Below are 22,393 nucleotides of genomic sequence, written 5' to 3'. Positions count from 1 at the left end.
ACGGTGTGGTGGCCGTCATCAGTGCAGACCGCACTCGGTCTTGGCGCGCCCCGCCCAGCGGCCGGCCCGCGCGTCCTCGCCCTCCAGCACCCGGCGGGTGCAGGGCGCGCAGCCGACGGAGGGGTAGCCGTCCATCAGCAGCGGGTTGGTCAGTACGCCGTGTTCGGCGACGTAGTCGTCCACGTCGTCCTGGGTCCAGCGGGCGATCGGGGAGATCTTGACCTTCTGCCGCTTCTCGTCCCAGCCGACGACCGGGGTGTTCGCCCGGGTCGGGGACTCGTCGCGGCGCAGCCCGGTCGCCCAGGCCGTGTAGTTCGCGAGGCCCCGCTCCAGCGGCTCGACCTTGCGCAGCCGGCAGCACAGGTCCGGGTCCCGGTCGTGCAGCCTGGGCCCGTACTCCGCGTCCTGTTCGGCCACCGTCCGGCGCGGGGTGAGGGTGATGACGTTGACGTCCATGACGGCCTCGACGGCGTCCCGGGTGCCGATGGTCTCCGGGAAGTGGTAGCCGGTGTCGAGGAAGACGACGTCCACGCCCTTCTGGGCGCGGGACGCCAGGTGGGCCACCACCGCGTCCTCCATCGAGGAGGTCACGCAGAAGCCCTTGCCGAAGGTGTCCACCGCCCACTGGAGGATCTCCAGGGCGGAGGCGTCTTCGAGGTCGTGGCCGGCCTGTTCGGCCAGCTCCTTCAACTCGTCGGTGGTGCGGTCTTCCTGAGCTGTGGTCATATCGGTTCCCCTCCGGCTTCGGAGTGCTTCAGCCCCCGGGCGAGCAGCCCGAGGAACTTCAGCTGGAATGCGCGGTTGCAGGCCGCGCATTCCCAGGCGCCGTGGCCCTGTTCGCTCGGACGCAGGTCCTCGTCGCCGCAGTAGGGGCAGTAGAACGGGGCGGCCCGCTCGCTCATGAGAGAGCCTCCTCGTCGGCGCGGGCCGCCCAGGCGGCGAACCGCTCGCCGTCCTCGCGTTCCGCCTGGAACCGCCTGAGCACCCGCTCGACGTAGTCCGGCAGTTCCTCGGAGGTCACCTTGAGACCGCGGACCTTGCGGCCGAACCCGGCCTCCAGGCCCAGCGCGCCGCCCAGGTGCACCTGGAAGCCCTCGACCTGCTCGCCCCGGTCGTCGAGGACCAGCTGGCCCTTGAGACCGATGTCCGCGACCTGGATGCGGGCGCAGGCGTTGGGGCAGCCGTTGAGGTTGATGGTGAGCGGCTCGTCGAAGTCGGGCAGCCGGCGCTCCAGTTCGTCGATCAGCGTGGAGCCGCGCTGCTTGGTCTCGACGATGGCGAGCTTGCAGTACTCGATGCCGGTGCAGGCCATGGTGCCGCGCCGGAAGGAGGACGGGCGGGCGGTCAGGTCCAGCGCCTCCAGCGCCGTCACCAGCGAGTCGACCTGGTCCGCGGTGACGTCCAGGACGATCATCTTCTGCTCGACGGTGGTCCGCACCCGGCCCGAGCCGTGTGCCTCGGCGAGGTCGGCGATCTTCGCCAGGGTGGCGCCGTCGACGCGGCCGACGCGCGGGGCGAACCCGACGTAGAAGTTGCCGTCCTGCTGCCGGTGCACGCCGACGTGGTCGCGCCAGCGGGACACCGGCTGGGCGGGCGCGGGGCCGTCGACGAGCGCGCGCTTGAGATACTCATCCTCCAGGACCTGCCGGAACTTCTCGGCACCCCAGTCGGCGACGAGGAACTTCAGGCGGGCGCGGGTGCGCAGCCGGCGGTAGCCGTAGTCCCGGAAGATGCCGATGACCCCGGCCCAGACGTCCGGGACCTCGTCCAGCGGCACCCAGGCACCGAGCCGGACGCCGATCTTCGGGTTGGTGGACAGGCCGCCGCCCACCCACAGGTCGAAGCCGGGGCCGTGCTCGGGGTGCTCGACCCCGACGAACGCCACGTCGTTGATCTCGTGCACCACGTCGAGCAGCGGGGAGCCGGAGATCGCCGTCTTGAACTTGCGCGGCAGGTTGGAGAACTCCTTGGAGCCGATGTACCGCTCGTGGATCTCGTCGATGGCCCAGGTGCCGTCGATGATCTCGTCCTCGGCGATGCCGGCGACCGGTGAGCCGATGACCACCCGGGGGGTGTCGCCGCACGCCTCGGTGGTCGACAGGCCGACGGCCTCCAGCCGGTTCCAGATCTCCGGAACGTCCTCGATGCGGATCCAGTGCAGCTGGATGTTCTGCCGGTCGGTGACGTCCGCGCTGCCCCGTGCGAACTCCTGCGAGATCTCGCCGATCACCCGCAGCTGCCCGGTGGTGAGGCGCCCGCCGTCGATCCGCACCCGCAGCATGAAGTACTTGTCGTCCAGCTCCTCCGGCTCCAGCACGGCCGTCTTGCCGCCGTCGATGCCGGGCTTGCGCTGCGTGTACAGGCCCCACCAGCGCATCCGTCCGCGCAGGTCGTTGGGGTCGATCGAGTCGAAGCCGCGCTTGGAGTAGATCGTCTCAATGCGTGTCCGCACATTGAGACCGTCGTCGTCCTTCTTGAACTGCTCGTTGCCGTTGAGCGGGGTGAAGTGCCCCATGGCCCACTGTCCCTCGCCACGGTGACGGCTCACCTTGCGGCGGGGCGCGGAGGCGGGGTTCTGAGGGGTGGCGGCCATGGCGATATACGTCCTTCGGACAGGTGGGAAACGGCTCTTACCTGCGCTGGGGGCGCGCGGGGGCACATCTGCGCGACACTGCGCAAGGGAGAGGTCTGGACAGCGGGGCGCGGCGGTGCTGTGCTCTCAGCCCGCCGGACAGATGGCGCTGGACATGCGGCCGAGGTCGACGTGCCGCCGACTCACCAAGGCTGTTCCAGTTCCAGACATGACGAAAGCGTGTCACGCGGATCTCGGGCCAGTCCACCATTGTCCGTGATTCGGACGGATCTATTCTGAATAATGAGACGGGTGATGCGGGGCGCGTCCGCGGACGCGCCGGACGCGCCTCGGGTCAGGGCTCGGGTCAGGCCTCGGGACGGGGCTCCGGACGCGCTCCCGGCCAGGGTCCCGGGGCCGACAGGTCCGGTTCCTCCTCGACCTTCGTGTCGAAGAGCCGGAAGCCCCGCCGCCGGTAGTTGGCCATCGCGTGCTCGCCGTCCAGGCTGCAGGTGTGCAGCCACACCCGCTTGGTCGGTGACAGTCCGGGCCACCGCTCGGCCAGGTCCCAGGCGCGTGCCGCCCCGTGGGAGAGCAGGTGACCGCCGATCCGGCGGCCCCGGAACGCCGGTATCAGGCCGAAGTAGACGATCTCCACGACGCCGTCGTCCTGGGCTTCCAGTTCGACGTAGCCCGCCGGGGTGCCGCGCTCGTAGCCGACCCAGGTCTCCACGCCCGGCCGCTCCAGGTGGTCCCGCCACCGGGCGTACGTCCAGCCCAGCCGGTCGGTCCAGCGGATGTCGCCGCCGACCGAGGCGTACAGGAAACGGCTGAACTCGGGGGAGGGGACCTCCGCGCGGACGACCTCGACCGTGCCGCCCTCCGGTGCGGCGGCCGGGAGGAGGTCGGCCGGGGAGGTCTGCTCCAGGGACCAGGTGGTCACGACGATGCTGCTCATGGGGGCCAGGCAATCATCCCGGCCCCGGTCGTGTCGACGTCCGCCGTCCCGGGCGGGGTGCCCGGGCCCGTCGTCGGGGCTGCGCGCCGGTCCCCGGGATCGGGGCCGGGCGCGTGGCGGTCATCGGAGCCGGACACCCGTGGCGGTCATCGGGACCGGGCGCCCGTGGCGGTCATCGCGGGCGGGCACCCCTGGCCGTCACCCCAGCGACGCGTCTATCGAGCGCAGCGGTACCGAGAACAGCATCCGGTCGCTGACCGACCACACCTCACCGGTGTCCGGCGAGTAGGAGAGCGAGCCGGTGCTCTCGGCCCAGCAGCGGTGCGAGGCGTCCGAGCCGCAGCGGGCGGCCTGCGCGCCCCTGGCGTTCTGCCGCCACAGGCTGCCGTGACCGTCCATGGCGCCGGGGAGGTGACCGATGTACCACTCGGAGGCGGTCGCGCCCGGCGGCCGGTACGACAGGACGCCCCGGATCTCCGAGGCCCCGGTCCGGTACGCCTCGATCGGCTCGGCGAGGCCGGCGGCGTCGGTGGCGAGCGATCCGGCGCGCTTCGGGCTCTCGTCGAACGCGTACCGCCACAGCCGGGCCCGCCGGTCGCCGCCTGCGGGCGTCCACTCGCCGAGGACCAGGCTGTCCGGTGCCGTCCCGCGGTCCACGGCGAGCGCGCTCGGACAGGGCGCGCCGGTCTCGGAGCAGGCTCCCGCGGTGAACCGGTACGAGCCCACGGCGGGCATCACGTACCGGAAGCCGTCGGCCGCCCAGCCGCCCGGCACCCGGCCGACCCTGTCGGTCAGCACCGAGGCGCGCTGGATGCGGTTCAGGTCGTACACGTAGAGCGCGTCGGCGCTGCCCGGGGTGGTGGTGACCAGCAGCTTGCTCCCGTACCAGACCATGCCGGAGATCTCCGAGGCCAGCCCCCGGTAGGTGCGGCCGTCGGCGCTGGGCACGGCCAGCAGGACCCAGGAGTAGGAGGGGTGCGCCGGGTCGTTGTCGTTGACGACCGCGACCCTGGCCAGGCCGCGGGAGGCGGCCGGCCCGCTGGAGGTGCTGTGCGTCCAGCCGGCCAGGACGACCCGGTTGGCACCCCACAGGCCGTCGTCGTCCGCGTCGGAGGACGTGGTCACCGAGGCCGGCTGCCAGGCGTCGGTGAGCGTGTCGGCGGGGTCCCAGCAGTACGCCCGGGTGACTTCCGGGTTGACCGGCAGCGAGTCCCGGTCGTCCGAGGAGCAGTCGGCCGCCCCGCGCAGGGTGTGGTCGGCGTCCGCCAGGACGTCGGCGACCCCGAGCGTGCCGCCCATCGCCGTGGCGAGCCGGTCCAGCGACCGGCGCGGCACGAGGTTCTCCCGCAGTTGGAGGCGCGCGGTGTCGGCGGTGGAGGTCAGCGGCTTCAGCGCACCCGGGTCCTCGGCGACCGTGGCCTGCGAGGCGCTGACGATCGTGGCGGTCGCGGTGAGCGCGAGCGCGGCCCCGGCCAGGGCGGCACGCAGTGCCGTGCCCCGCCTGCGCCGCCGGTGTCTGCCGCGATGCTTCATGTCTCCTCCCGAGGCGGGCCAACTGCGCCTCACGGTCCGTACGTTGACCGAGGAGCAATCGGGGGGTGCCCGTAACGGGATGCTACGGCAGTCCGGGCCGCCGTACCGCGAAGACCCGGCAAATATCCGAAAGAGCCTTCAGGAGCGCGCGCCTTCACCCGGACCGGGGAACCGGCCCCCTGTCCGCCGTCACCGCCGGGGCGTTCGAGCAGGGCAGCAGGTCGAGCGGGTCGGCGGGGAGCAGCACCTCGATCTCCGCGCCCTCCCGGAAGCGGTAGGGCCGGTGTTCGAGCAGCGCTCCGAGGTACCGCCGGATCCTGGACATCTCGGCGCGCACGGTCACCGTCCGTGAGGCGTCCCCGAAGACGTCCTCGGCCAGCCCGGCGGCGCTGCGCCCGGTGCGCCGCACCGCCAGCAGGTAGAGCAACTCGGCGTGGCGCGGGCTCAGTTCCCGCGACCACGAGCAGGCGCCGCCGCCCACCGTCACCGAGGGGCGGCGTGGCCGGGCGAGGTCGAGCACCAGCCGGTCACCGCCCGCGGGCGAGGGCTCGTCCACGCCCCGCAGCAGCCAGCCCCCGGCCAGCGGCTCCACCGAGCACAGCCCGAGCGCCGGCAGCCGGCGGCGGCCGGGCGAAAGGGACTTGGGCAGCGCGAGCCGCTGTGGGTACGGCATGCCGACGACCGCCGCCGTCCAGCCGCAGGCGTCCACCACCAGCGCCCGCCCGCCCAGCCGGGCCAGCACCGGCGCCGCGACCGCGCGCAGCCGCTCCAGCGCGTCCAGGTGCAGCTCCCGCAGCCGGGCCTCGGCGAGTTTGGCCACCGAGTCCACCCAGGCCAGGGTGGCCGGATGCACGGTCTCCAGCGGGCCGCTGACGTCGACCACGCCGAGCAGGCTGCCGTCGCGGGGGTCGGTGATGGGGGCCCCGGAGCACGTCCAGGAGGTGAGCGAGCGGGCGAAGTGCTCGGCGGCGAAGACCTGGACGGGGTGCCGTACCACCGCCGGGGTGCCCACCCCGTTGGTGCCGACGACGTCTTCGCGCCAGTCGGCGCCCGGCGCGAAGCCGAAGCGGTCCGCCTTGCGCAGCACGGGTGAGGAACCCTCGCGCCACAGCACCCGGCCGTCGGCGTCCGCCACCACCATGATGTGCTGGGCGACGTCCGCGACCGAAAGCAACCCCTCGCGCAGCACCGGCAGTACGTTCCGCAGCGGTGACTCCTCGCGTCGGCGCCGGACCTCGTCGGCGGACAGCACTCCCGTCCCGAAGTCGTGGTCGGGGTCCACGCCGCTGCGCAGCGTCCGCCCCCAGGACTGCTCGATCACCGGCCGGGGCGCGATCCGCCCACGCTGTCCGGCGAGTCGCGCCTCGCGCAGCTCGCTCAGTAAGCGAGCCGCCTGCGCCGCGTCCACCGCGGCGAGTCGCGCCACGTCCATCGGCGGGTTCCCCACTGAGGTCCTCCCGGACAGTCCTCGGATAAGGCATCGAAGTGCGTTGTCAAGCCGTCCGGGCGGCGGTTTCCGGTCCGACTGCGGGTCTCATACTGCCGTTTTCCAGCGCCGGAGGCACTCGGTCCGCCCACGAACACCGAGATGTTGCAACCCCTTGCAACCCTGGTGAACGGGCCTGGAGTGGCCGAAAATTGAGCCGACGCTTCGGCGTCGGTGGCCTGACATGGGCCGAAGAAGCGGGGGTGGTGCCGTGTCGGCGCAGCACCACCCCCGCGTCGGCCCGCGGCGCGCGGGCGTGGACGGGGTGCGGCCCGCGGTGCGCCGGCGGCTGCCGGTCGTGGGTGCCTGTCGTGGAGTTCCCCGCGGCCCCGGGACGTCGAGGCGGGGCGCTCTCAACGAGCTCGGGCCCGGCCCACCACCGCCGCCAGGTCCAGGCCCCTCGGCAGGGTGCCGAAGGTCGCCCCCCAGTCGCCGCCCAGTCGTGACGCGCAGAAGGCGTCGGCCACCTCCGGGGGCGCGAAGCGCACCAGCAGTGAGCCCTGGAGCACCGTCGCCAGGCGTTCCACCAGGCGTCTCGCCCGGGACTCCATGCCCTCCAGGTCGGCCAGTTCGGCGAAGAGGTCCTTGACCGCGCGGTCCAGCCGGTGGTCGGCACCGTGCGCGCGGCCGATCTCGTGGAGGTAGGCGTCCAGCGCCCCCGGTTCGCGTTGCAGTGCCCGCAGGACGTCCAGCGCCTGGATGTTCCCGGCGCCCTCCCAGAGAGAGTTCAGCGGTGACTCGCGCACCAGCCGGGGCAGCCCCGAGTCCTCCGCGTAGCCGTTGCCGCCCAGGCACTCGGCGGCCTCCACGACGACCGGCGCACAGCGCTTGGTGACCCAGTACTTGGCGGCCGGCAACGCGAGGCGCAGCAGCGCCCGTTCGGCCTCGCCGCCGTCGTCGTGGGCGGCGGCCAGCCGGAGCGCGAGCGCCGTCGCGGCCTCCGACTCGATCGCCAGGTCGGCCAGTACGTTGCGCATCAGCGGCTTGTCGGCGAGCTTCCCGCCGAACGCCTCGCGGTGCGTGCAGTGGTGCACGGCCTGGGCCACGGCCTGCCGCATCAGACCGGCCGAGCCCAGTACGCAGTCGAGCCGGGTGGCGGCGACCATCTCGATGATGGTCCGCACCCCGCGCCCCTCCTCGCCGACCCGGCGCGCCCAGGTGCCGTCGAACTCCACCTCGCCCGACGCGTTGGACCGGTTGCCGAGCTTGTCCTTGAGCCGCTGGAGGAGGAAGACGTTGCGGGTGCCGTCCGGCAGGACGCGCGGCACCAGGAAGCAGGTCAGTCCGGCCGGTGCCTGGGCCAGCACCAGGAAGCCGTCCGACATCGGGGCCGAGCAGAACCACTTGTGTCCGGTGAGCGTGTACGTCCCGGACTCGGCGAGCGGATGGGCGGTGGTCGTGTTCGCGCGTACGTCGCTGCCGCCCTGCTTCTCGGTCATGCCCATGCCGAAGAGGGCGCCGGCCTTCCGGTCGGCGGGCCGCAGCTCGCGGTCGTAGACCACGGACGTCAGCAGCGGCTCCCACACGGCGGCCAGCTCCGGGTCGTTGCGCAGGGCGGGCACCGCCGCGTTGGTCATCGACAGCGGGCAGCAGTTCCCGGCCTCGACCTGTGTCCAGACCAGGAAGGCCGCCGCCCGCCGGACGTGCCCGGCCGGCCGGACCCAGCCGGTGGTCAGCCCCGCCCCGACGCCCTTGCCGAGCAGCCGGTGCCAGGCCGGATGGAACTCGACCTCGTCGACGCGGTGGCCGTAGCGGTCATGGGTGCGCAGCCGCGGCGGGTGCTCGTTGGCCTGCGCCCCCCACTCCTGCACCTGCGCGGAACCCGCCGAGACGCCGATCGACGACAGCTCGGCACGCACCTCCTCCAGCAGCTCCGGAGCGGTGTGCCGGCTCACGGCCTCGACGAGGGCGTGGTCGGCGGCGAAGAGGTCGTAGCCGACCAGCGGGGGCGGCTGGTTGGTCACGGTATGGGTGGTGGTGCCTGCCATGTCTGCGAACCTAACCAGGAGCGACGGCGGTGGTCTCCAGCCTGACACAGGGGTGCCCCCGATCGCCGCGCAAGATCCCGCGGGGGCCGGAAGATCGCTCGGGGACCCCGGAAGATGAGTGATGTGCCGGACGGCGGATACCGTTAGGGCGTGCAGCCAGCAAGCGATACCCCCGAGCGGCCCTCCGGCCGGCTCCACCGGGCCAGGGCCCTCTACCGGAACGTCTCCAAGCGCAGGACGGCCTGGCTGCTGCTCAAGGACACCGTCAATTCCTGCATGGAGTACCGCATCCTCGGCCTGGCCGCCGAGGCCGCCTTCTTCACGCTGCTGTCCGTGCCGCCGCTGCTGCTCAGCCTCATCGGCCTGCTCGGCTACGTCGACGACTGGACCGGCGCCGACACCATCGCCAGCCTGGAGGCCAACCTCCTGGACGCCTCCCGGACCGTGCTGTCCGACAAGGGCGTCAGGGAGATCGCCGAGCCGATCCTGCACGACGTGATGCGGGGCGGCCGCCCCGACGTGATCTCCATCGGCTTCCTGTTCGCCCTGTGGTCGGGCTCCCGCGCGGTGAACGTCTTCATCGACACGATCACCGTGATGTACGGCCTCGACGGCGTCCGGGGCATCGTGAAGACCCGGGTGGTCTCCTTCCTGCTCTTCATCGCGGCGCTGCTGATCGGCTCGGTGGCGCTGCCGCTGATGGTGGCGGGACCGGACGCGGTGGTCCGGGTCGTGCCGTGGTCCGAGACGGTCGTACAGGTCCTGTACTGGCCGGTCGTGATCGTCCTGTCCGTCGTCTTCCTGACCACGCTGTACCACGTCTCCGTGCCGGTCCGTTCGCCGTGGATCGAGGACGTGCCGGGCGCCCTGGTGGCCCTCGCCATGTGGGTCCTCGGCAGCTTCCTGCTGCGCATCTACCTGACCAGCACCATCGAGGGCGCGACGATCTACGGCTCGCTGGCCGCTTCCGTCGCCGTGCTCCTGTGGATCGGTGTGTCCGCATTCGCCGTGCTGGTCGGCGCCGCGGTGAACGCCGCCATCGACCGGGTCTGGCCGGCCGCCGCGACGGCTGCCGCGCGCGCCGCCAACGAGCGGTTGCGGGAGGTCCAGGTCGCCGAGTACGTGGCCCGGGCCGCCGCGGCGCGGGAGGCGGACCCGGGGGACCCCGACGACCCCGACATGCCGTCGGAGTTCCCCGAGCGGTGGTCCCGGTTCCTGCCGCCCGAGGACGTCACGGCCCGGTTGCGTACGCACGTGAAGAGCAGCCACCCGCCGCGCAAGCCGCAGGCGTGAGCACCGGGCCGGAGACGCCCACGCCCCACGGCCGGGACAGCCCTTAGGCTGGCGTACGTGTACGAGGAACGGGCGTCCCGGGTCTCCGGTGCCGTCGTCTGGGTGAAGACCCCCGGCGCGGACGGGGCGGGGCGGGTGCTGCCCGACGGGTGCATGGACCTGCTGTGGCACGAGGGGCGGCTGCTGGTCGCCGGGCCCGACACCCGCGCGTACGTCACGGCGGGAGCCCGCGGGACGTGGGTGGGCCTTCGCTTCTACCCGGGTGCCGCGCCCGCCGTCCTCGGCGTCCCGGCGCACGAACTGCTCGACCGGCGCGTGGACCTGGCCGACCTCTGGCCTTCCGCGGTGGTACGACGGCTGCGCGCCCGGACCGCGGCCGCCGCCGATCCCGCCGCCGCGCTGGAGCGGATCGCCCTGGAACGGGAGGCACCGGCCGACCCGTCCCTCAGGCGGCTCGTCGAAGCCCTGGAGGCCGGGCGGCCCGTGGCCGGTGTGGCGGACGAAATCGGCCTGGGGGCACGCCAGTTGCTGCGGCGCAGCCGTGCGGCGTTCGGCTACGGGCCCAAGACGCTGGCCCGGGTGCTCCGGATGCAGCGCGCCCTCGCGCTCGCCCGGAACGGGGTACCGCTCGCCGAGACCGCCGTCCGGGCCGGCTACGCGGACCAGCCGCACCTCTCCCGTGAGGTGCGGGAGCTGGCCGGGCTGCCGCTGACCGGACTACTCGGCGGGTAGCGGCGCGAACAGGTCGACGCCGTTGCCGTCGGGGTCGTGCACGGTGGCGTACCGCTGGCCCCAGAAGGCGTCCCACGGCTTGAGTTCGCCGTGGTGGCCGGCGCCGACCAGGTCCTCGTAGACCGAGTCCACCTCGGCGGGCGAGTCGCAGCGGAAGGCGAGTCCCGTCCGGCCGCCGCCGGCCGGCGGACGCCAGGCCGGGTGGAAGGAGCGGACCGTCGCCTCGGTGTCCAGGGCGAGGACCAGCCCGCCCGGCAACTCGGCCTCGACGTGCGGCTGTTCCTCGGCACCGGGCGGGAATTCCAGGCCCAGGCGGCGGTAGAAGGCGAGGGACGCGGTCAGGTCGGAGACGACCAGGCCGATCACGGCGAATCGTGGAGTCATGGCATCACCGTAGACAGCGGGCAGGGCGCCGGTCTTGAACGAATCGGACACTCCGTGCCGCCGGAGGCGGACGAGGGCGGGACGACCGGAAAACCCCATGTCCGGGGAACACCCCTGCGGCACGATGGGCGCATGATCCGTGCCGCGCGCGTCCTGCCGCCCCTGCTCCTCGCCGCCGCCCTGCTCACCGGCTGCGGTACCGAGAAGGCGGCCCCCGGCGCCGCCGCCCGGCCCGCCGACCCGGCCGAACTCGCCTCGAAGGCCAAGGCGTTGGGCATGAACCCGGATCTGGTCTACGTGACCGAGGCGCCCGGCTTCACGCTCGCCCAGCAGTCCGTCGGCGTCCAGGGCGACGACGGTTTCTCCGCCTCGTACGCGGACGACACCGGCGCGGTCATCCACCTCTACACCGACCACCTGCGCTACGCCGGACAGCACCCGTACGAGGCGAAGGAGAAGGACTGCGTGGTGTGGCTCGAAGGTGAGGGCGGGGTCTCCGGTGCCGTGCTGGCCGAGGCCGTCCGCGCGATCCACCGGCCCACCGCCGGCGAGCTGGACACCCTGCTGCCCACGCCCGACCCGGCCTTCACCGACGATCAGCCGGTGCAGCGCGGCGACCTGTCGCCCGCCGGCGACGGCGTCCCCGACAACAGCGTGCCGACGCCCGGCCTTTGAACCGACGGCGGGCATCGGCGACCATGCGGCCATGGCCCCTCGACTGCTCCTGCACACCCGTACCACCGGCTACCGCCACGACTCCATCCCCGACGCCGTCGCCGCCGTACGGGAGTTCACCGACTTCGACGTCGACGCCACCGAGGATCCGGCCGCCCTGGAGCAGCCGCTGGACGGGTACGCGGCCGTCGTCTTCCTCTCCACCAGCGGCGCGATCCTGACCCCTCGGGGCCGCGCCCGGCTGGCCGCCCACGTCGAGGCCGGCGGCGGCTTCGCGGGCGTGCACGCGGCGGCCTGCACCGAGGAGGACTGGCCGTACTACGGCGAACTCCTAGGCGCCCGCTTCGCCCGCCACCCGGCGTACCAGCCCGGCCGGGCGGTCGTCGAGGACCACGGTCATCCGGCGACCCGGCGGCTCCCGGCCGTCTGGGACTTCACCGACGAGTGGTACGACTTCACGGACAACCCGCGAGGCCGGGTCCGGGTGCTGCTGCGCGCGGACGAGTCGTCGTACGACGGCGGCACCATGGGGGAGGACCATCCGCTGGCCTGGTGCCGCGAGCAGGGGGCCGGACGGGTGTTCTTCACGGCACTCGGTCACGCCCCCGAGGCGTACCGCGATCCCGGCTTCCTGGCGCATCTGCACGGGGGTCTCGCCTGGGCCGCTCGGCTCGCTCAGTGACGTTTCTGCGGTGAAACCGATCCGCCGTTGGGGTGAGTAAAGCTCGCGCACACAGTTGGTCACGTGCGTATCTAGAGATGCTCTTGTCTTGGCAAAGGGCTGTCGAGACGCGGAGGCCACCGAGCCGCCGCGCCACCCACCCACAGGAGGAGCCGGACCTTGACTTACGGGAAGAAGCTGCGCGAGCAGATCGCCGGGCCGGGGACCACCCCGTTGATCGGCGTGTACGACATGTACTCGGCGTCGATCGCGGCCAAGCACTACGACGGGATGTTCGTGTCGGGCTTCGGTTTCGCCGCGTCGTACTACGGGCTGCCGGACATCGGATTCATCGCCTGGCCCGACATGGTGGCCTTCGTCCAGCGGCTGCGGGGCGCGTTCCCGCACCACCACCTCCTCGTCGACATCGACGACGGGTACGTCGACCCCGAGGTCGCCTGCCACGTCGTGGAGGGGCTGGAGCGGATCGGCGCCTCGGGGGTGATCCTGGAGGACCAGAAGCGGCCGCGCCGCTGCGGGCACGCCGACGGCAAGCAGGTGCTGCCCCTGGAGGAGTACCTGGACAAGCTGGAGAAGGTGCTGGAGACCCGCCAGGACCTCCTCGTCGTGGCCCGGACGGACGCCACCGACGAGCACGACATCCTGCACCGGGCGGAGCGGCTGGCCGCCACCGACGCCGACGTGATCCTCGTCGACGGGGTCCGCAGCGAGGAGTGGATCCGCCGCATCCGCAAGGTCGTCGGCGACAAGCCGCTGCTCTTCAACCAGATCGGCGGCGGCAAGTCGCCCCGGCTCTCGCTCACCGAGCTGGACGAGCTCGGCGTCGACGTGGCCATCTACTCCACCCCCTGTCTGTTCGCCGCGCACGAGGCCATGGAGAGCGCGCTCGGCGAACTCCGGGCGGCGGACGGCCGGCTGCCCGAGGTGGACGCGGCAGGCGGCGTCGGGGTCAAGGCCTCCACCACCCTGCTGGAACGCAACATCGCCCGGGAGCGGCTCGACGTGCCGGTGCCCGAGGGCGTGGGCGTGTGACGAGGTTGCCGAAGGCACGGACCATCGCGGTCGCGGCGGCGCTGGTCGGCGCGGCCGCGGTGCCCGCGTACGCGTCCGACAGTCTGATCACGGTGATCGACAACTCCCACGCCGACTCCATCCTGGAGGTGGACCGCACGGCGAACCTCCAGGCCGGCAAGGGCACGGCGGGCAGCGACCACGACGGCAGCGCCGTGGACGCGATCCAGGCGATGCGCGGTGAGCCGGTGCGAGCCGACGACTGACGCGTCCACCGGCGGGGAACCGCGCGTCCGCCGTGGCGGCTCGCGCGGTTCCCCGACTCCGGTCCGGGCGCGTCCGGCGCCTCCGGCGAGGCGCCGCGCTCAGCCTCAGTCCTCGGACAGGTCCGGGCGGCCGTTCTCGTCCAGTTCCACGTCCTCCTTCGGGTCGTGCTCGTCGTCCGGGACGGCCACCGTGGCGTGGTGGACGGCCGGGGCGACGGTGCGGGTCGTGGCGTGGGCGGTGCCCAGCGCCGTGGTCAGGGCGGCCGCGGAGGCGGCACAGGCGGCCGCGGTGCGCAGGGTGGGTTTCACGCACTGGAAACGATCTTGATCGCCCTCCGGTCACCCGCCTGCGCCCGAACGGGCGGCCGCGGCACCCGGACGTCACCCGGACGTCATCCGGGCGGCCGCCGATATCCGGCCGGCCGTCGTGCGCGGCGGAATACTGGAAGCGGATGCGGTGCTTTTTTCCAACCGGCGTACTGGCGCGGGGCGGGAGGAGCTGGTGGGCGGATGACGGCGGACCGGACGGAGCCGAAGGAACAGGACCACCTCGAGGGCCCCGTGGCCCGCACCCCGTACGGGGCGGTCCGGGGCAGGTGGGAACACGGGATCGCGGTCTTCCGCGGGATCCCCTACGCCGCCCCGCCCGTCGGGGCACACCGGTTCCGCCCACCCGTGCCGCCCGAGCCCTGGGACGGCGTCCGGGACGCGGCCGCCTTCGGGCCGACGGCCCCCAAACCGCCCTACTCGGAGGCTTTCGCGGAGTACCTGTCCGACCCGGTGATCCCCGGCGACGACTGCCTCAACCTCAACGTGTGGACCCCGGCGCCGGGACCGGGCGCCCGGCTCCCGGTCCTGGTCTGGCTGCACGGCGGCGCCCTGACCAGGGGCTCGTCCGCCGTCCCGGTCTACGACGGCCACGCGTTCGCCCGTGACGGGGTGGTCTTCGTCTCGGTCAACTACCGGCTCGGGGTGGAGGGCTACGGCCTGTTCCCCGACGCCCCGCCCAACCCGGGTCTGCGTGACCAGTTCGCGGCCCTGCGCTGGGTCCACGACACCGTCGCCGGGTTCGGCGGCGACCCGGACCGGGTCGTCCTGTGCGGCCAGTCCGCGGGAGCCATCAGCGCGGGCGTCCTGCTCGCAGCGCCCCAGACCCGGGGTCTGATCCGCCGGGCCGTGCTGCAGAGCGGACCGCCCGAGGCCGCGGAGCGCGACAAGGTCCGGCGCGTGGTCCGCCGGATGGCCAACCGTCTGAGGATTCCCGCCACCGCGCAGGCCTTCGCCGAGGTCGACCGCGAGGTGCTGCTGCGCACCCAGGCGGAGGTGGGCCGGCTGAGCAGCCCGGTCCTGGGCGGCCCGGCCTTCGGGATCGTCGTCGACGGCGACCTCGTGCCGCGCGACCCCCTGCGGGCCCTCCTCGACGGCGAGGCCGCGCACGGTGTCGACCTCCTCATGGGCTGGACCCGCGACGAGTACCGGCTCTGGCTGGTCCCCGGCGGCCTGCTCGACCACGTCGACCGGCTCGGTCCGGTCGCCTTCGCCGGGGCCATGGCCCGCTGCCACGCCGGCCACGAGGTGCCGCGGGGCTACCGTGCCCTGCACCCCGAGGCCGGCCCCGCCGAGACCGTCGGCCAGATGGTCACCGACCACCTGCTCCGCCGTCCGCTGCACCGGCTGGCCGAGGCCCGTCCCGGCTCGTCGTACCTCTACGAGTTCGCCTGGCCCTCGGGCCGCCCCCGGCTCGGCGCCTGCCACGCCCTCGAGCTGGGCTTCGTCTTCGACACCGGGGACGGGCCCGACGCGGCCCGGCTGGCCGGCGAGGACGCCCCGCAGCGGCTGGCCGACGAGATGCACGGCGCCTGGGTCCGCTTCGCCACCACCGGCGACCCCGGCTGGCAGCCCTGGGACGACAGCCATCCGGTCCGCGTCTTCGGCGACGGCGCCCCCCACACGGTGTCCGGCCCCCGGGACCGCGAGTTCGCCCTGTGGGCACCCCCGGCCGGACCGGCACCCGAACGGACCGCCGAACGGGCCACCGCCGTACGCCGGTTGCGCCGTTCGGTGGCCGCCGTGCGCCGCCGCTGAGCCCCTGCCCGGTCGCCCGCCGCCCGGACCGTCCGCGGCGGCCGGGCGGTCCTCACACCACCGCGGCGATCCCGGCGATCGCCTCCGGTCCCACCCGGCAGCAGCCCCCGATCAACCGGGCCCCCGCGTCCCGCCAACCCGTCACCAGCCCGGCGGTGAACGTCGACTCCCCGGTCCACGCCCGTGCCCTCGCGTCCCACACCTCCCCGCTGTTGGGATAGACCACCACCGGCTTCCCGGTCACCCGCGCCGCCACCTCGACCGCCCCGGCCACGTCCTCGGGCGCGCAGCAGTTCACCCCCACCGCGATCACCTCGTCCACGTCGGCGGCCGGCGCGAACGCGTCCGCCAGCGGCTGCCCCGCCCGGGTCCGCCCGCCCACCACGCTGTACGACAGCCAGGCGGGCACCCCCAGGCCCCGCACACCCCGGAGCAGCGCCGCCGCCTCCTGGGCGTCCGGCACGGTCTCCAGCGCGAGCACGTCCGGCCCCGCCGCGGCCAGCACCTCCAGACGGGGCTGGTGGAACCGCTCCAGCTCCCCGACGCTCAGCCCGTACCGCCCCCGGTACTCCGAGCCGTCCGCGAGCATCGCCCCGTACGGCCCGACCGAGGCGGCCACCCACAACGGCCGTACGATCCCCTCCGCCCGGGCCCGCGCCACCGCGTCGCGCCCCAGCCGCACGCTCAGCGCGAGCAGCCGGGCGGCTTCCCCGTGCGTGACCCCGCGCCGGGCGAAGCCCTCGAACGTGGCCTGGTAGCTGGCGGTGATCGCGACGTCCGCGCCCGCCCGGAAGTAGGCGAGGTGGGCGTCGCGCACCGCGTCGGGCCGGTCGGCGAGCAGCCGCGCCGACCACAGCGCGTCGCTCAGATCGTGGCCGGCCGAGGCCAGCTGGTTGGACATGCCGCCGTCCAGCACGACCGTCCCGGCGGCGAGGGCCTCGGCGAGACGGGGAGAGCTGTCGCTGGTCATGCACCCGACGCTAGTCCATGGGCCACGGACCGGGTCCGTACGGGCGCCGGACGACCGTCCCGGTGACGCGCCCCGGTCCCGCTCACCACGCCCGGGCCGGACACGCCCCGGCCGGTTCGGGCGGCCGCTCCGGCCGGTCCGTGAGATGCCCGCGCGCGGGGGACGGGACGAGGTCCTGTTCGGACCAGACGACCTTGCCGCCGGGCTCCGGCCGGGAGTCCCATCTCCGCGACAGCCGGGCGACCAGGAACAGGCCGCGGCCGTTCTCGTCGGTCGTGCGCGCGTGGCGCACCCGCGGGAGGCAGCCGTTGGAGTCGAACACCTCGCAGGTCAGGGCCTGGTGCCGGATCAGCCGCAGCCGGATCGGACCGGTGCTGTGGCGGACGGCGTTGGTGACCAGCTCGCTGACGATCAGTCCGGTGGAGTCCTCCAGGCCGTCCAGGCCCCATTCGGAGAGCTGACCGGCTGTCAGGCGGCGGGCGCTGCGGACCGCCGTCAGGTCACCGGGCAGCGTCCAGGAGGCGACCCGGGAGGGGCCGAGGGAGCGGGTGCGGACGAGCAGCAGGGTGACGTCGTCGGACGGTGCCGGGCCGGGGACGGTCGCCATCGTCCGGGCGCAGAGGTCCTCCAGGGAGAGCCCCGGTTCCGACAGTGCGGCGCCCAGGCGGTGCATCCCGGCCTCGATGTCGCGGTCGCGGGTCTCGACCAGACCGTCGGTGTACAGGGCGAGGAGGCTCCCCTCGGGCAGTTCGAGCTCCAGGCTCTCGAAAGGGGTCCCGAGCCCGACGCCGAGCGGGGTTCCGGTGGGCAGGTCGGGGAAGGTGACCCGGCCCTGCGGGTCGACGACGGCGGGCGGCGGGTGTCCGGCCCCGGCCATGGTGCACTTGCGGGTGACCGGGTCGTAGACGACGTACAGGCAGGTGGCACCGGTCACCGCGGTCAACTGGTCCCGGGTGTCGAGGACTCCGTCGCCCAGCCGCACCAGCGTGTCGTCGAGGCGGGTCAGCAGCTCGTCGGGGGGCAGCTCCATCTCGGCGAGCATGTGGACGGCGGTGCGGAGCCGGCCCATGGCCGCGGTCGCGTTGATCCCGTGGCCGACCACGTCGCCGACGACGAGCGCGACCCGGGCGCCGGACAGCGGGATCACGTCGAACCAGTCGCCCCCGACGCCGATGTCCAGGTCGGCGGGCAGATAGCGGGAGGCCGCCTCGACCGCCATGCCGCCCCGCAGCCGCTGGGGGAGCAGGTTGCACTGGAGCGCGAGGGCCGTGGCCTGTTCGCGGGCGTACAGGCGGGCGTTGTCCAGGGACAGCGCGGCGCGGCTGACGAGTTCCTCGGCGAGGAGCAGATCGTCCTCCTGGAACGGCACCGGGTCCTCGGTGCGGATGAACTGGACCACTCCCAGCAGGACCCCCCTCGCGCGGATGGGGACGATCATCAGCGAGTGCATGCCGTACTCGTGGATCTTCCGCGCCCGGACCGGGTCCTGTTCGGTCCAGCTGCCCGGCGCCAACCGCAGGACCGGTTCCAGATGGGGCCGGCCGGTACGCAGGATGTCGGTGAAGGGCGCCAGCGGCACGGTGACCGGCTCACCGCACGCCCACGGCGACTCCGGGACCCCGTTCCGGACGGAGGCCATACCGGCCCGGCGGAAGACGGGGAGGCGCTCGCCCGTCGGGCCGATGTGGACCGCGGCCCCCTCCCCGGTGGTGACCGAGTGCTCCAGGTCGACGACGGCGTAGTCGGCGAACAGGGGCACCGCGAGGTCGGCCAGTTCCTGGCTGGTCCGCATCACGTCCAGGGTGCCGCCGAGCCGGGTACCGGCCTCGCTGAGGATCGCCAGGCGCTCCTGGGCCCGCCGGCTCTCGGTGACGTCGACGCTGATGGCGCACACCCCGAGGGCCTGGCCCTCGCCGTCCTGGAGGCAGAAGAAGGAGGCCGTGAGGATGTGCTCCCGGCGCGGACTCGCCGACAGCCTCCTGCGGAACTCGTGGACGCTGGGCGTGCCGGTGCGGAGGGTCTGCCGCATCGCCGACTCGAACGCCTCGGTCCTGACGGCGGGCAGCGCGTCGGCCGACCGGCGTCCGAGCCGTCGGCCACGGGAGACGCCGTCGTGGCTCTCCATCGTGTCGTTCACCCAGGTGCACCGCAGTTGCGGGTCGCGGACGACGATCCCGATCGGCGCGCGCGTCAGGAGCGACTCCCGTACAGATCCGTTCGTCGCCTCCCGGGAGAGCCTGCGGATGTCGGTCACGGACACCAGCCACCGGATGGACCCGTCCTGCCCCCACAGCATCGAGATCCGCAGGCTGACGGTGAGCAGCCGGCCGTCCCGGTGCCTTACCGCGGTGGTGCCCGACCAGCCCCGGTGCGCGCGGCAGCGCTCGACGAACGCCGATGTCGCCGCCGCGTCCTCGAAGGACGGCAGGACGAGTGCGGCCGACCGGCCCACCACCTCGCCGGCGGGGAATCCGACGAGCCGTTCGGCGGCCTGGGTCCATCCGAGGACCGTCCCCTGTTCGTCGACCATCGCGATCGCCGAGTCGGATATCTCGTCCGTGGTCGGCTGCCTGTCGAGCGTCGCCGTGTCAGTCCTGCGCATCGAACACTTGTCCTTAGGTAAAGCCGGTTTGGCGCTTTTTGTGACGTTTGGGCTTAAGGACCGGACAGAGCTCGGATCTGTGACAGCGCTCCGGGAGGCGATCGGCGGCGCGCGGGCCCTCTGCGGGGGCGGGCCGGTTCGCGGGGCTGTGTAATGGACGTAACCGTCAAGGATTCGTGCCATGACCTCGAACCACAATCCGCCGGACCGCGCCGAGGACCTCCGGGACGCGGAGGCGGTCTTCCAGGAGGCCCGCGGCTGTCTGTTCGGGATCGCCTACCGCATGCTCGGCAGCGTCGGAGAGGCGGAGGACGTCGTACAGGACGCCTGGATCCGCTGGCAGACCTGTGACCGGTCCGTGGTGGAGAGTCCGCGGGCGTTTCTCGCGACGACCGTGACCAGGCTCGCGATCAACGTGCTCCAGTCCGCGAGGGTCCGCCGGCAGGCGTACGTCGGACCGTGGCTCCCGGAGCCGGTCGACACCAGCGCTGACCCGGCGCTGGGTGCCGAGAACGCGGAGGCGCTGGAGGTCGCGGTGCTGATGCTGCTGGAGAAGCTCACGCCCACGGAACGGGCGGCGTACGTGCTCAGGGAGGCGTTCGAGTACCCGTACGAGCAGATCGCCGAGATCATCGGCCAGAGCAACGCCAACGCCCGTCAGCTGGTGAGCCGTGCGCGCCGGCACCTGGCCGCCGGGAAGCGGGGCGGTGTCGCCCCGGCGGAGCACCAGAAGTTCCTGACGGCCTTCGTGGCGGCTGCCCAGGAGGGGGAGGTGGCCGTGCTGGAGAAGCTGTTCACGCAGGACGTCGTCTCGTACTCGGACGGCGGAGGTGTCGTGCGCGCGTCCAAGTTCCCGGTCGTGGGCCGGCAGCGGGTGGCGAAGTACTACCACGCGTTCGCCGACCGCTTCTGGGTCGGCGTGACCGTGGAACCGGTCCAGATGAACGGCAGACCGGCCGTGCGCCTGTCGTACGACGGCTCGGTGTTCGGGGTCATCGCGGTGAGCGTGACCCCGGACGGCATCGACCGGGTGCTCGTCGTCATGAATCCGTCGAAACTGACCGCCGTGTCGGCGTGAGCCCCGTCCCCGTGGCGTCCGCTCGGCGCCCGTGGGGACGGGGCTGCCCGCCCCCGTCGCTCCGTCGGGCGGGCCGCAGGCGGCCGTCCCTTGACGCCTGCCCCATGAAAGTAAAACGAACAGTCATTTTTTACAACCCCAGGCCGTGGTCCCTTCGCGTCGGGTGAGAATAGAAAAACGAATGTTCATCTTGACTCGGTCTCGCGAGGGCCCGCAGGATGGGGGAGTAAAGAGAACGTTCATTCCGGTAGTGGGGCGTGGTGGCATGGGCCCGGCATGGCTCAGCAGTTCGGCGCGGTCGCGCTCCGGGTCGCGGGCCGGGTCCCGCTCCGGGTCCGGCTCCGGGTTTCGCTCCGGGTTTCACGCCGGGTCCGGCTCCGGGTCTCGCGTCGTGCTCACCGTGGGCGCCGTCGTGCTGCTGCTCGGCACCGAGCTGGCGTTGGCCGCGCCCTACGCGCGGCGCGCGGCGGGCAGGCTGTCCCATGCCCACCCCGGCTGGTTCCTGCTCGCCGTCGCCGCCGAGGGTGCGTCCATGGCGGCCTTCGCGCGGCTGCAGCGCCTGGCTCTGGGTGCGGGCGGGCTGCGGGTGGGGCTGCGCGCCGCGGCCTCCGCCGTGTTCGCGGGGAACGCGCTCAGCGCGACCCTGCCCGGCGGCAGCCTGGTGTCGGTCACCTACCGGACGCGGCGCATGCGTAGCTGGGGCGCCGGTGTGCCCCTGATCGGATTCACGCACGCCGTGACCGGCGTGCTGGGCGCGGTCACGCTCGTCGTGCTCGGCGGCACCGGCGCGCTGCTGGCCGGGGACGGCGCCGGGTTCACCGGGGCCGCCGTCCAGGTGGCGGTGGCGGGCGCCGGTACCGTCGCCGTGCTGGCGCTCGCCCGGCACGCGAGGGTGCTGCACCGGCCGGTGGGCGCCCTGCTCCGCGGGTGGCGAAGGCTGCGGCACGGCGGAGAGGGCTCCGCCTCGGCCGACGGGCTGCTGGGGGAACTGGCCGCGCTGCGGCCGCCGGCCCGCTTCTGGGCGCTGGGGTTCGCCGCCGCCCTGGCGAACTGGGTCGGCGACCTCGTCTGCGTGTACGCCGTGTGCCACGCGGTGGGCTCCGCCCCGGCGGTGGACAAGGTGCTGCTCGCCTACGTCGCCGCGATGACGGCCGTGTCGGTGCTGCCGCTGCTGCCCGCCGGGCTCGGGCCGCTGGACGCCGCCCTGGTGCTGACCCTGCACCGGGGCGGGATGCCGGCGGCGGCCGCCACGGCCGCCGACCTCCTCTACCGGACCCTCAATCCGGGACTGATCGCGGTCGTCGGCTGGTCGGTCCTCCTCGTCCGTGGGCGGCGCGCGTCAGGGGGTGACCGGATCCGGCCACAGGGCGCGTACGGCTTCGCCGACCCCCGCCACGTGGGCGGGGTCGAGCATGGCCACCTGCACGATGTAGCCGGGCAGGATGCAGACCAGCGCGCCGGCGATCTCGTCGGCGGTCACCCCGGCCGGCAGGGCTCCGGTCTCCTGGTGCTGCCGCACGATCGCCGCGAGGTCGGAGCGCATCTGGGTCAGCAGGGTGCCGATCTGGCCGGCCAGCGCGGGGTTGCGCAGCGCCTCCGACCAGGCCAGTACGGCCAGCCGTGAGGTGTCGTGCTCGGCGGACCGGGCCGAGACGAGGTCGAGGACCTCGGCGAGGACCGCCCCCACGGAACCGCCGGGCCGGGTCGTCGCGACGGTGTGGACCAGGGTCAGGACCTCGCGCATGTTCTCCTCGGCGATGGCCAGGATCATGTCGTCCTTGCTCGCGAAGTGCCGGTAGACCGCGCCCGCGGACAGCCCGGACTCCGCGAACAGGTCCTGCATCGACGTCGAGTGGAACCCGTCGCGCAGGAAGCACCGTCGGGCCGCGTCCAGAATCTGGGCACGGCGAGCGTCCATGTACTCCTGGGACACCTTGGGCATGAGGGGGCATCCTCCAAAGAAAAACGAATGTTCGTCTTGACTGGACGTTGCCGAGCCTAGCAGACTGGGCCTCCAGAGAATGATCATTCGTTTTTGGAGGCGGGATCGTGAAGTCCCCGTTCGCGGGAAACCAGTC

At 73.2% G+C, this 22,393-nt stretch carries 21 protein-coding genes and 1 pseudogene; 9 read left to right on the top strand and 13 right to left on the bottom strand.

Going from position 1 to position 22,393, the window contains the following annotated elements:
• Positions 1–18: 18 nt before the first annotated feature.
• The 8 genes from ACFY3I_RS03780 to ACFY3I_RS03745 form a co-directional block, all read right to left on the bottom strand.
• Complete coding sequence (locus tag ACFY3I_RS03780) at positions 19–726, bottom strand: phosphoadenylyl-sulfate reductase (protein ID WP_390859177.1); 708 nt, start codon at positions 724–726, stop codon at positions 19–21.
• A complete protein-coding gene (locus ACFY3I_RS03775; protein ID WP_089104627.1) occupies positions 723–902 on the bottom strand; it encodes a hypothetical protein in 180 nt (59 codons plus the stop codon). The genes ACFY3I_RS03780 and ACFY3I_RS03775 overlap by 4 nt, the downstream gene beginning before the upstream one ends.
• Positions 899–2,593, bottom strand: coding sequence for a nitrite/sulfite reductase (locus ACFY3I_RS03770; protein ID WP_365291958.1), 1,695 nt, complete (start codon positions 2,591–2,593; stop codon positions 899–901). The genes ACFY3I_RS03775 and ACFY3I_RS03770 overlap by 4 nt, the downstream gene beginning before the upstream one ends.
• 126 nt (positions 2,594–2,719) lie before the next feature.
• On the bottom strand, positions 2,720–2,803 hold the full coding sequence (locus ACFY3I_RS03765; protein WP_360476077.1) for a putative leader peptide: 84 nt from the start codon (positions 2,801–2,803) through the stop codon (positions 2,720–2,722).
• Between the two features lie 136 nt (positions 2,804–2,939).
• Entirely contained in the window at positions 2,940–3,530 is a 591-nt protein-coding gene (locus tag ACFY3I_RS03760) for a GNAT family N-acetyltransferase (protein ID WP_390859176.1), read from the bottom strand.
• A 198-nt stretch (positions 3,531–3,728) separates the two neighbouring features.
• Positions 3,729–5,063 (bottom strand): hypothetical protein, encoded by a 1,335-nt coding sequence (locus ACFY3I_RS03755; RefSeq protein ID WP_365291955.1) that lies wholly within the window; start codon positions 5,061–5,063, stop codon positions 3,729–3,731.
• 154 nt (positions 5,064–5,217) lie between these two features.
• Positions 5,218–6,495, bottom strand: a complete 1,278-nt coding sequence (locus ACFY3I_RS03750) for a GAF domain-containing protein (RefSeq protein ID WP_390859175.1) — start codon at positions 6,493–6,495, stop codon at positions 5,218–5,220.
• 407 nt (positions 6,496–6,902) lie between these two features.
• Positions 6,903–8,537 (bottom strand): acyl-CoA dehydrogenase family protein, encoded by a 1,635-nt coding sequence (locus ACFY3I_RS03745; protein ID WP_390859174.1) that lies wholly within the window; start codon positions 8,535–8,537, stop codon positions 6,903–6,905.
• Positions 8,538–8,687: 150 nt separating this feature from the next.
• On the opposite strand from ACFY3I_RS03745, the gene ACFY3I_RS03740 reads away from it, so the two are divergent.
• Together ACFY3I_RS03740 and ACFY3I_RS03735 are read left to right on the top strand one after the other, a co-directional pair.
• On the top strand, positions 8,688–9,830 hold the full coding sequence (locus ACFY3I_RS03740) for a YihY/virulence factor BrkB family protein (protein WP_390859173.1): 1,143 nt from the start codon (positions 8,688–8,690) through the stop codon (positions 9,828–9,830).
• A gap of 57 nt (positions 9,831–9,887) precedes the next feature.
• Positions 9,888–10,562: a helix-turn-helix domain-containing protein gene (locus tag ACFY3I_RS03735; protein WP_390859172.1), complete on the top strand. Its 675-nt coding sequence runs from the start codon at positions 9,888–9,890 to the stop codon at positions 10,560–10,562.
• Here the strand turns inward: ACFY3I_RS03735 and ACFY3I_RS03730 are convergent.
• Complete coding sequence (locus tag ACFY3I_RS03730; RefSeq protein WP_365291946.1) at positions 10,548–10,946, bottom strand: VOC family protein; 399 nt, start codon at positions 10,944–10,946, stop codon at positions 10,548–10,550. The two genes, ACFY3I_RS03735 and ACFY3I_RS03730, sit on opposite strands and share 15 nt — an antisense overlap.
• A 132-nt stretch (positions 10,947–11,078) precedes the next feature.
• Here ACFY3I_RS03730 and ACFY3I_RS03725 point away from each other — a divergent pair, with 132 nt between their 5' ends.
• The 4 genes from ACFY3I_RS03725 to ACFY3I_RS03710 all read left to right on the top strand — a co-directional run bounded on the left by ACFY3I_RS03725 (position 11,079) and on the right by ACFY3I_RS03710 (position 13,580).
• Entirely contained in the window at positions 11,079–11,621 is a 543-nt protein-coding gene (locus ACFY3I_RS03725; RefSeq protein WP_390859171.1) for a membrane lipoprotein, read from the top strand.
• A 31-nt stretch (positions 11,622–11,652) separates the two neighbouring features.
• Positions 11,653–12,303: a ThuA domain-containing protein gene (locus ACFY3I_RS03720; protein ID WP_390859170.1), complete on the top strand. Its 651-nt coding sequence runs from the start codon at positions 11,653–11,655 to the stop codon at positions 12,301–12,303.
• 159 nt (positions 12,304–12,462) lie between these two features.
• Positions 12,463–13,335: an oxaloacetate decarboxylase gene (locus tag ACFY3I_RS03715; RefSeq protein WP_390859169.1), complete on the top strand. Its 873-nt coding sequence runs from the start codon at positions 12,463–12,465 to the stop codon at positions 13,333–13,335.
• Positions 13,332–13,580 carry a hypothetical protein gene (locus tag ACFY3I_RS03710; RefSeq protein WP_365291939.1) on the top strand — a complete coding sequence of 83 codons (249 nt, stop codon included), beginning with the start codon at positions 13,332–13,334 and terminating at the stop codon, positions 13,578–13,580. Before ACFY3I_RS03715 ends, ACFY3I_RS03710 begins: the two co-directional genes overlap by 4 nt.
• Before the next feature lie 105 nt (positions 13,581–13,685).
• Here the strand turns inward: ACFY3I_RS03710 and ACFY3I_RS03705 are convergent, their stop codons facing one another.
• A complete protein-coding gene (locus ACFY3I_RS03705) occupies positions 13,686–13,889 on the bottom strand; it encodes a hypothetical protein (RefSeq protein ID WP_390859168.1) in 204 nt (67 codons plus the stop codon).
• Between the two features lie 201 nt (positions 13,890–14,090).
• Here ACFY3I_RS03705 and ACFY3I_RS03700 point away from each other — a divergent pair, with 201 nt between their 5' ends.
• Positions 14,091–15,665: a carboxylesterase/lipase family protein gene (locus tag ACFY3I_RS03700; RefSeq protein WP_390859167.1), complete on the top strand. Its 1,575-nt coding sequence runs from the start codon at positions 14,091–14,093 to the stop codon at positions 15,663–15,665.
• Positions 15,666–15,717: 52 nt separating this feature from the next.
• On the opposite strand, the gene mmuM is transcribed toward ACFY3I_RS03700, so the two are convergent.
• Both mmuM and ACFY3I_RS03690 read right to left on the bottom strand, forming a co-directional pair.
• A complete protein-coding gene (gene mmuM, locus ACFY3I_RS03695; protein ID WP_390859166.1) occupies positions 15,718–16,635 on the bottom strand; it encodes a homocysteine S-methyltransferase in 918 nt (305 codons plus the stop codon).
• Positions 16,636–16,717: 82 nt separating this feature from the next.
• On the bottom strand, positions 16,718–19,237 hold the full coding sequence (locus tag ACFY3I_RS03690) for a SpoIIE family protein phosphatase (RefSeq protein WP_390859165.1): 2,520 nt from the start codon (positions 19,235–19,237) through the stop codon (positions 16,718–16,720).
• Positions 19,238–19,418: 181 nt separating this feature from the next.
• On the opposite strand from ACFY3I_RS03690, the gene ACFY3I_RS03685 reads away from it, so the two are divergent.
• Both ACFY3I_RS03685 and ACFY3I_RS03680 read left to right on the top strand, forming a co-directional pair.
• Entirely contained in the window at positions 19,419–20,315 is an 897-nt protein-coding gene (locus ACFY3I_RS03685; protein WP_390859164.1) for an RNA polymerase sigma-70 factor, read from the top strand.
• A gap of 181 nt (positions 20,316–20,496) precedes the next feature.
• Positions 20,497–21,609, top strand: a pseudogene (locus tag ACFY3I_RS03680) (YbhN family protein); the annotation flags it as partial.
• A gap of 45 nt (positions 21,610–21,654) precedes the next feature.
• On the opposite strand, the gene ACFY3I_RS03675 reads toward ACFY3I_RS03680, so the two are convergent.
• Positions 21,655–22,257 carry a TetR/AcrR family transcriptional regulator gene (locus tag ACFY3I_RS03675; protein ID WP_365291929.1) on the bottom strand — a complete coding sequence of 201 codons (603 nt, stop codon included), beginning with the start codon at positions 22,255–22,257 and terminating at the stop codon, positions 21,655–21,657.
• Positions 22,258–22,393 lie beyond the last annotated feature (136 nt).

This window comes from Streptomyces sp. NPDC001068, from assembly GCF_042897315.1.
Classification (GTDB): domain Bacteria; phylum Actinomycetota; class Actinomycetes; order Streptomycetales; family Streptomycetaceae; genus Streptomyces.
This window is presented reverse-complemented; position numbering and strand designations above follow the sequence as displayed.

Coding starts and splice junctions, on each gene's coding strand:
- ACFY3I_RS03780 (WP_390859177.1), bottom strand. CDS start 726: ATGACCACAGCTCAGGAAGACCGCACCACCGACGAGTTGAAGGAGCTG.
- ACFY3I_RS03775 (WP_089104627.1), bottom strand. CDS start 902: ATGAGCGAGCGGGCCGCCCCGTTCTACTGCCCCTACTGCGGCGACGAG.
- ACFY3I_RS03770 (WP_365291958.1), bottom strand. CDS start 2,593: ATGGCCGCCACCCCTCAGAACCCCGCCTCCGCGCCCCGCCGCAAGGTG.
- ACFY3I_RS03765 (WP_360476077.1), bottom strand. CDS start 2,803: ATGTCTGGAACTGGAACAGCCTTGGTGAGTCGGCGGCACGTCGACCTC.
- ACFY3I_RS03760 (WP_390859176.1), bottom strand. CDS start 3,530: ATGAGCAGCATCGTCGTGACCACCTGGTCCCTGGAGCAGACCTCCCCG.
- ACFY3I_RS03755 (WP_365291955.1), bottom strand. CDS start 5,063: ATGAAGCATCGCGGCAGACACCGGCGGCGCAGGCGGGGCACGGCACTG.
- ACFY3I_RS03750 (WP_390859175.1), bottom strand. CDS start 6,495: ATGGACGTGGCGCGACTCGCCGCGGTGGACGCGGCGCAGGCGGCTCGC.
- ACFY3I_RS03745 (WP_390859174.1), bottom strand. CDS start 8,537: ATGGCAGGCACCACCACCCATACCGTGACCAACCAGCCGCCCCCGCTG.
- ACFY3I_RS03730 (WP_365291946.1), bottom strand. CDS start 10,946: ATGACTCCACGATTCGCCGTGATCGGCCTGGTCGTCTCCGACCTGACC.
- ACFY3I_RS03725 (WP_390859171.1), top strand. CDS start 11,079: ATGATCCGTGCCGCGCGCGTCCTGCCGCCCCTGCTCCTCGCCGCCGCC.
- ACFY3I_RS03720 (WP_390859170.1), top strand. CDS start 11,653: ATGGCCCCTCGACTGCTCCTGCACACCCGTACCACCGGCTACCGCCAC.
- ACFY3I_RS03700 (WP_390859167.1), top strand. CDS start 14,091: ATGACGGCGGACCGGACGGAGCCGAAGGAACAGGACCACCTCGAGGGC.
- mmuM (WP_390859166.1), bottom strand. CDS start 16,635: ATGACCAGCGACAGCTCTCCCCGTCTCGCCGAGGCCCTCGCCGCCGGG.
- ACFY3I_RS03690 (WP_390859165.1), bottom strand. CDS start 19,237: ATGCGCAGGACTGACACGGCGACGCTCGACAGGCAGCCGACCACGGAC.
- ACFY3I_RS03685 (WP_390859164.1), top strand. CDS start 19,419: ATGACCTCGAACCACAATCCGCCGGACCGCGCCGAGGACCTCCGGGAC.
- ACFY3I_RS03675 (WP_365291929.1), bottom strand. CDS start 22,257: ATGCCCAAGGTGTCCCAGGAGTACATGGACGCTCGCCGTGCCCAGATT.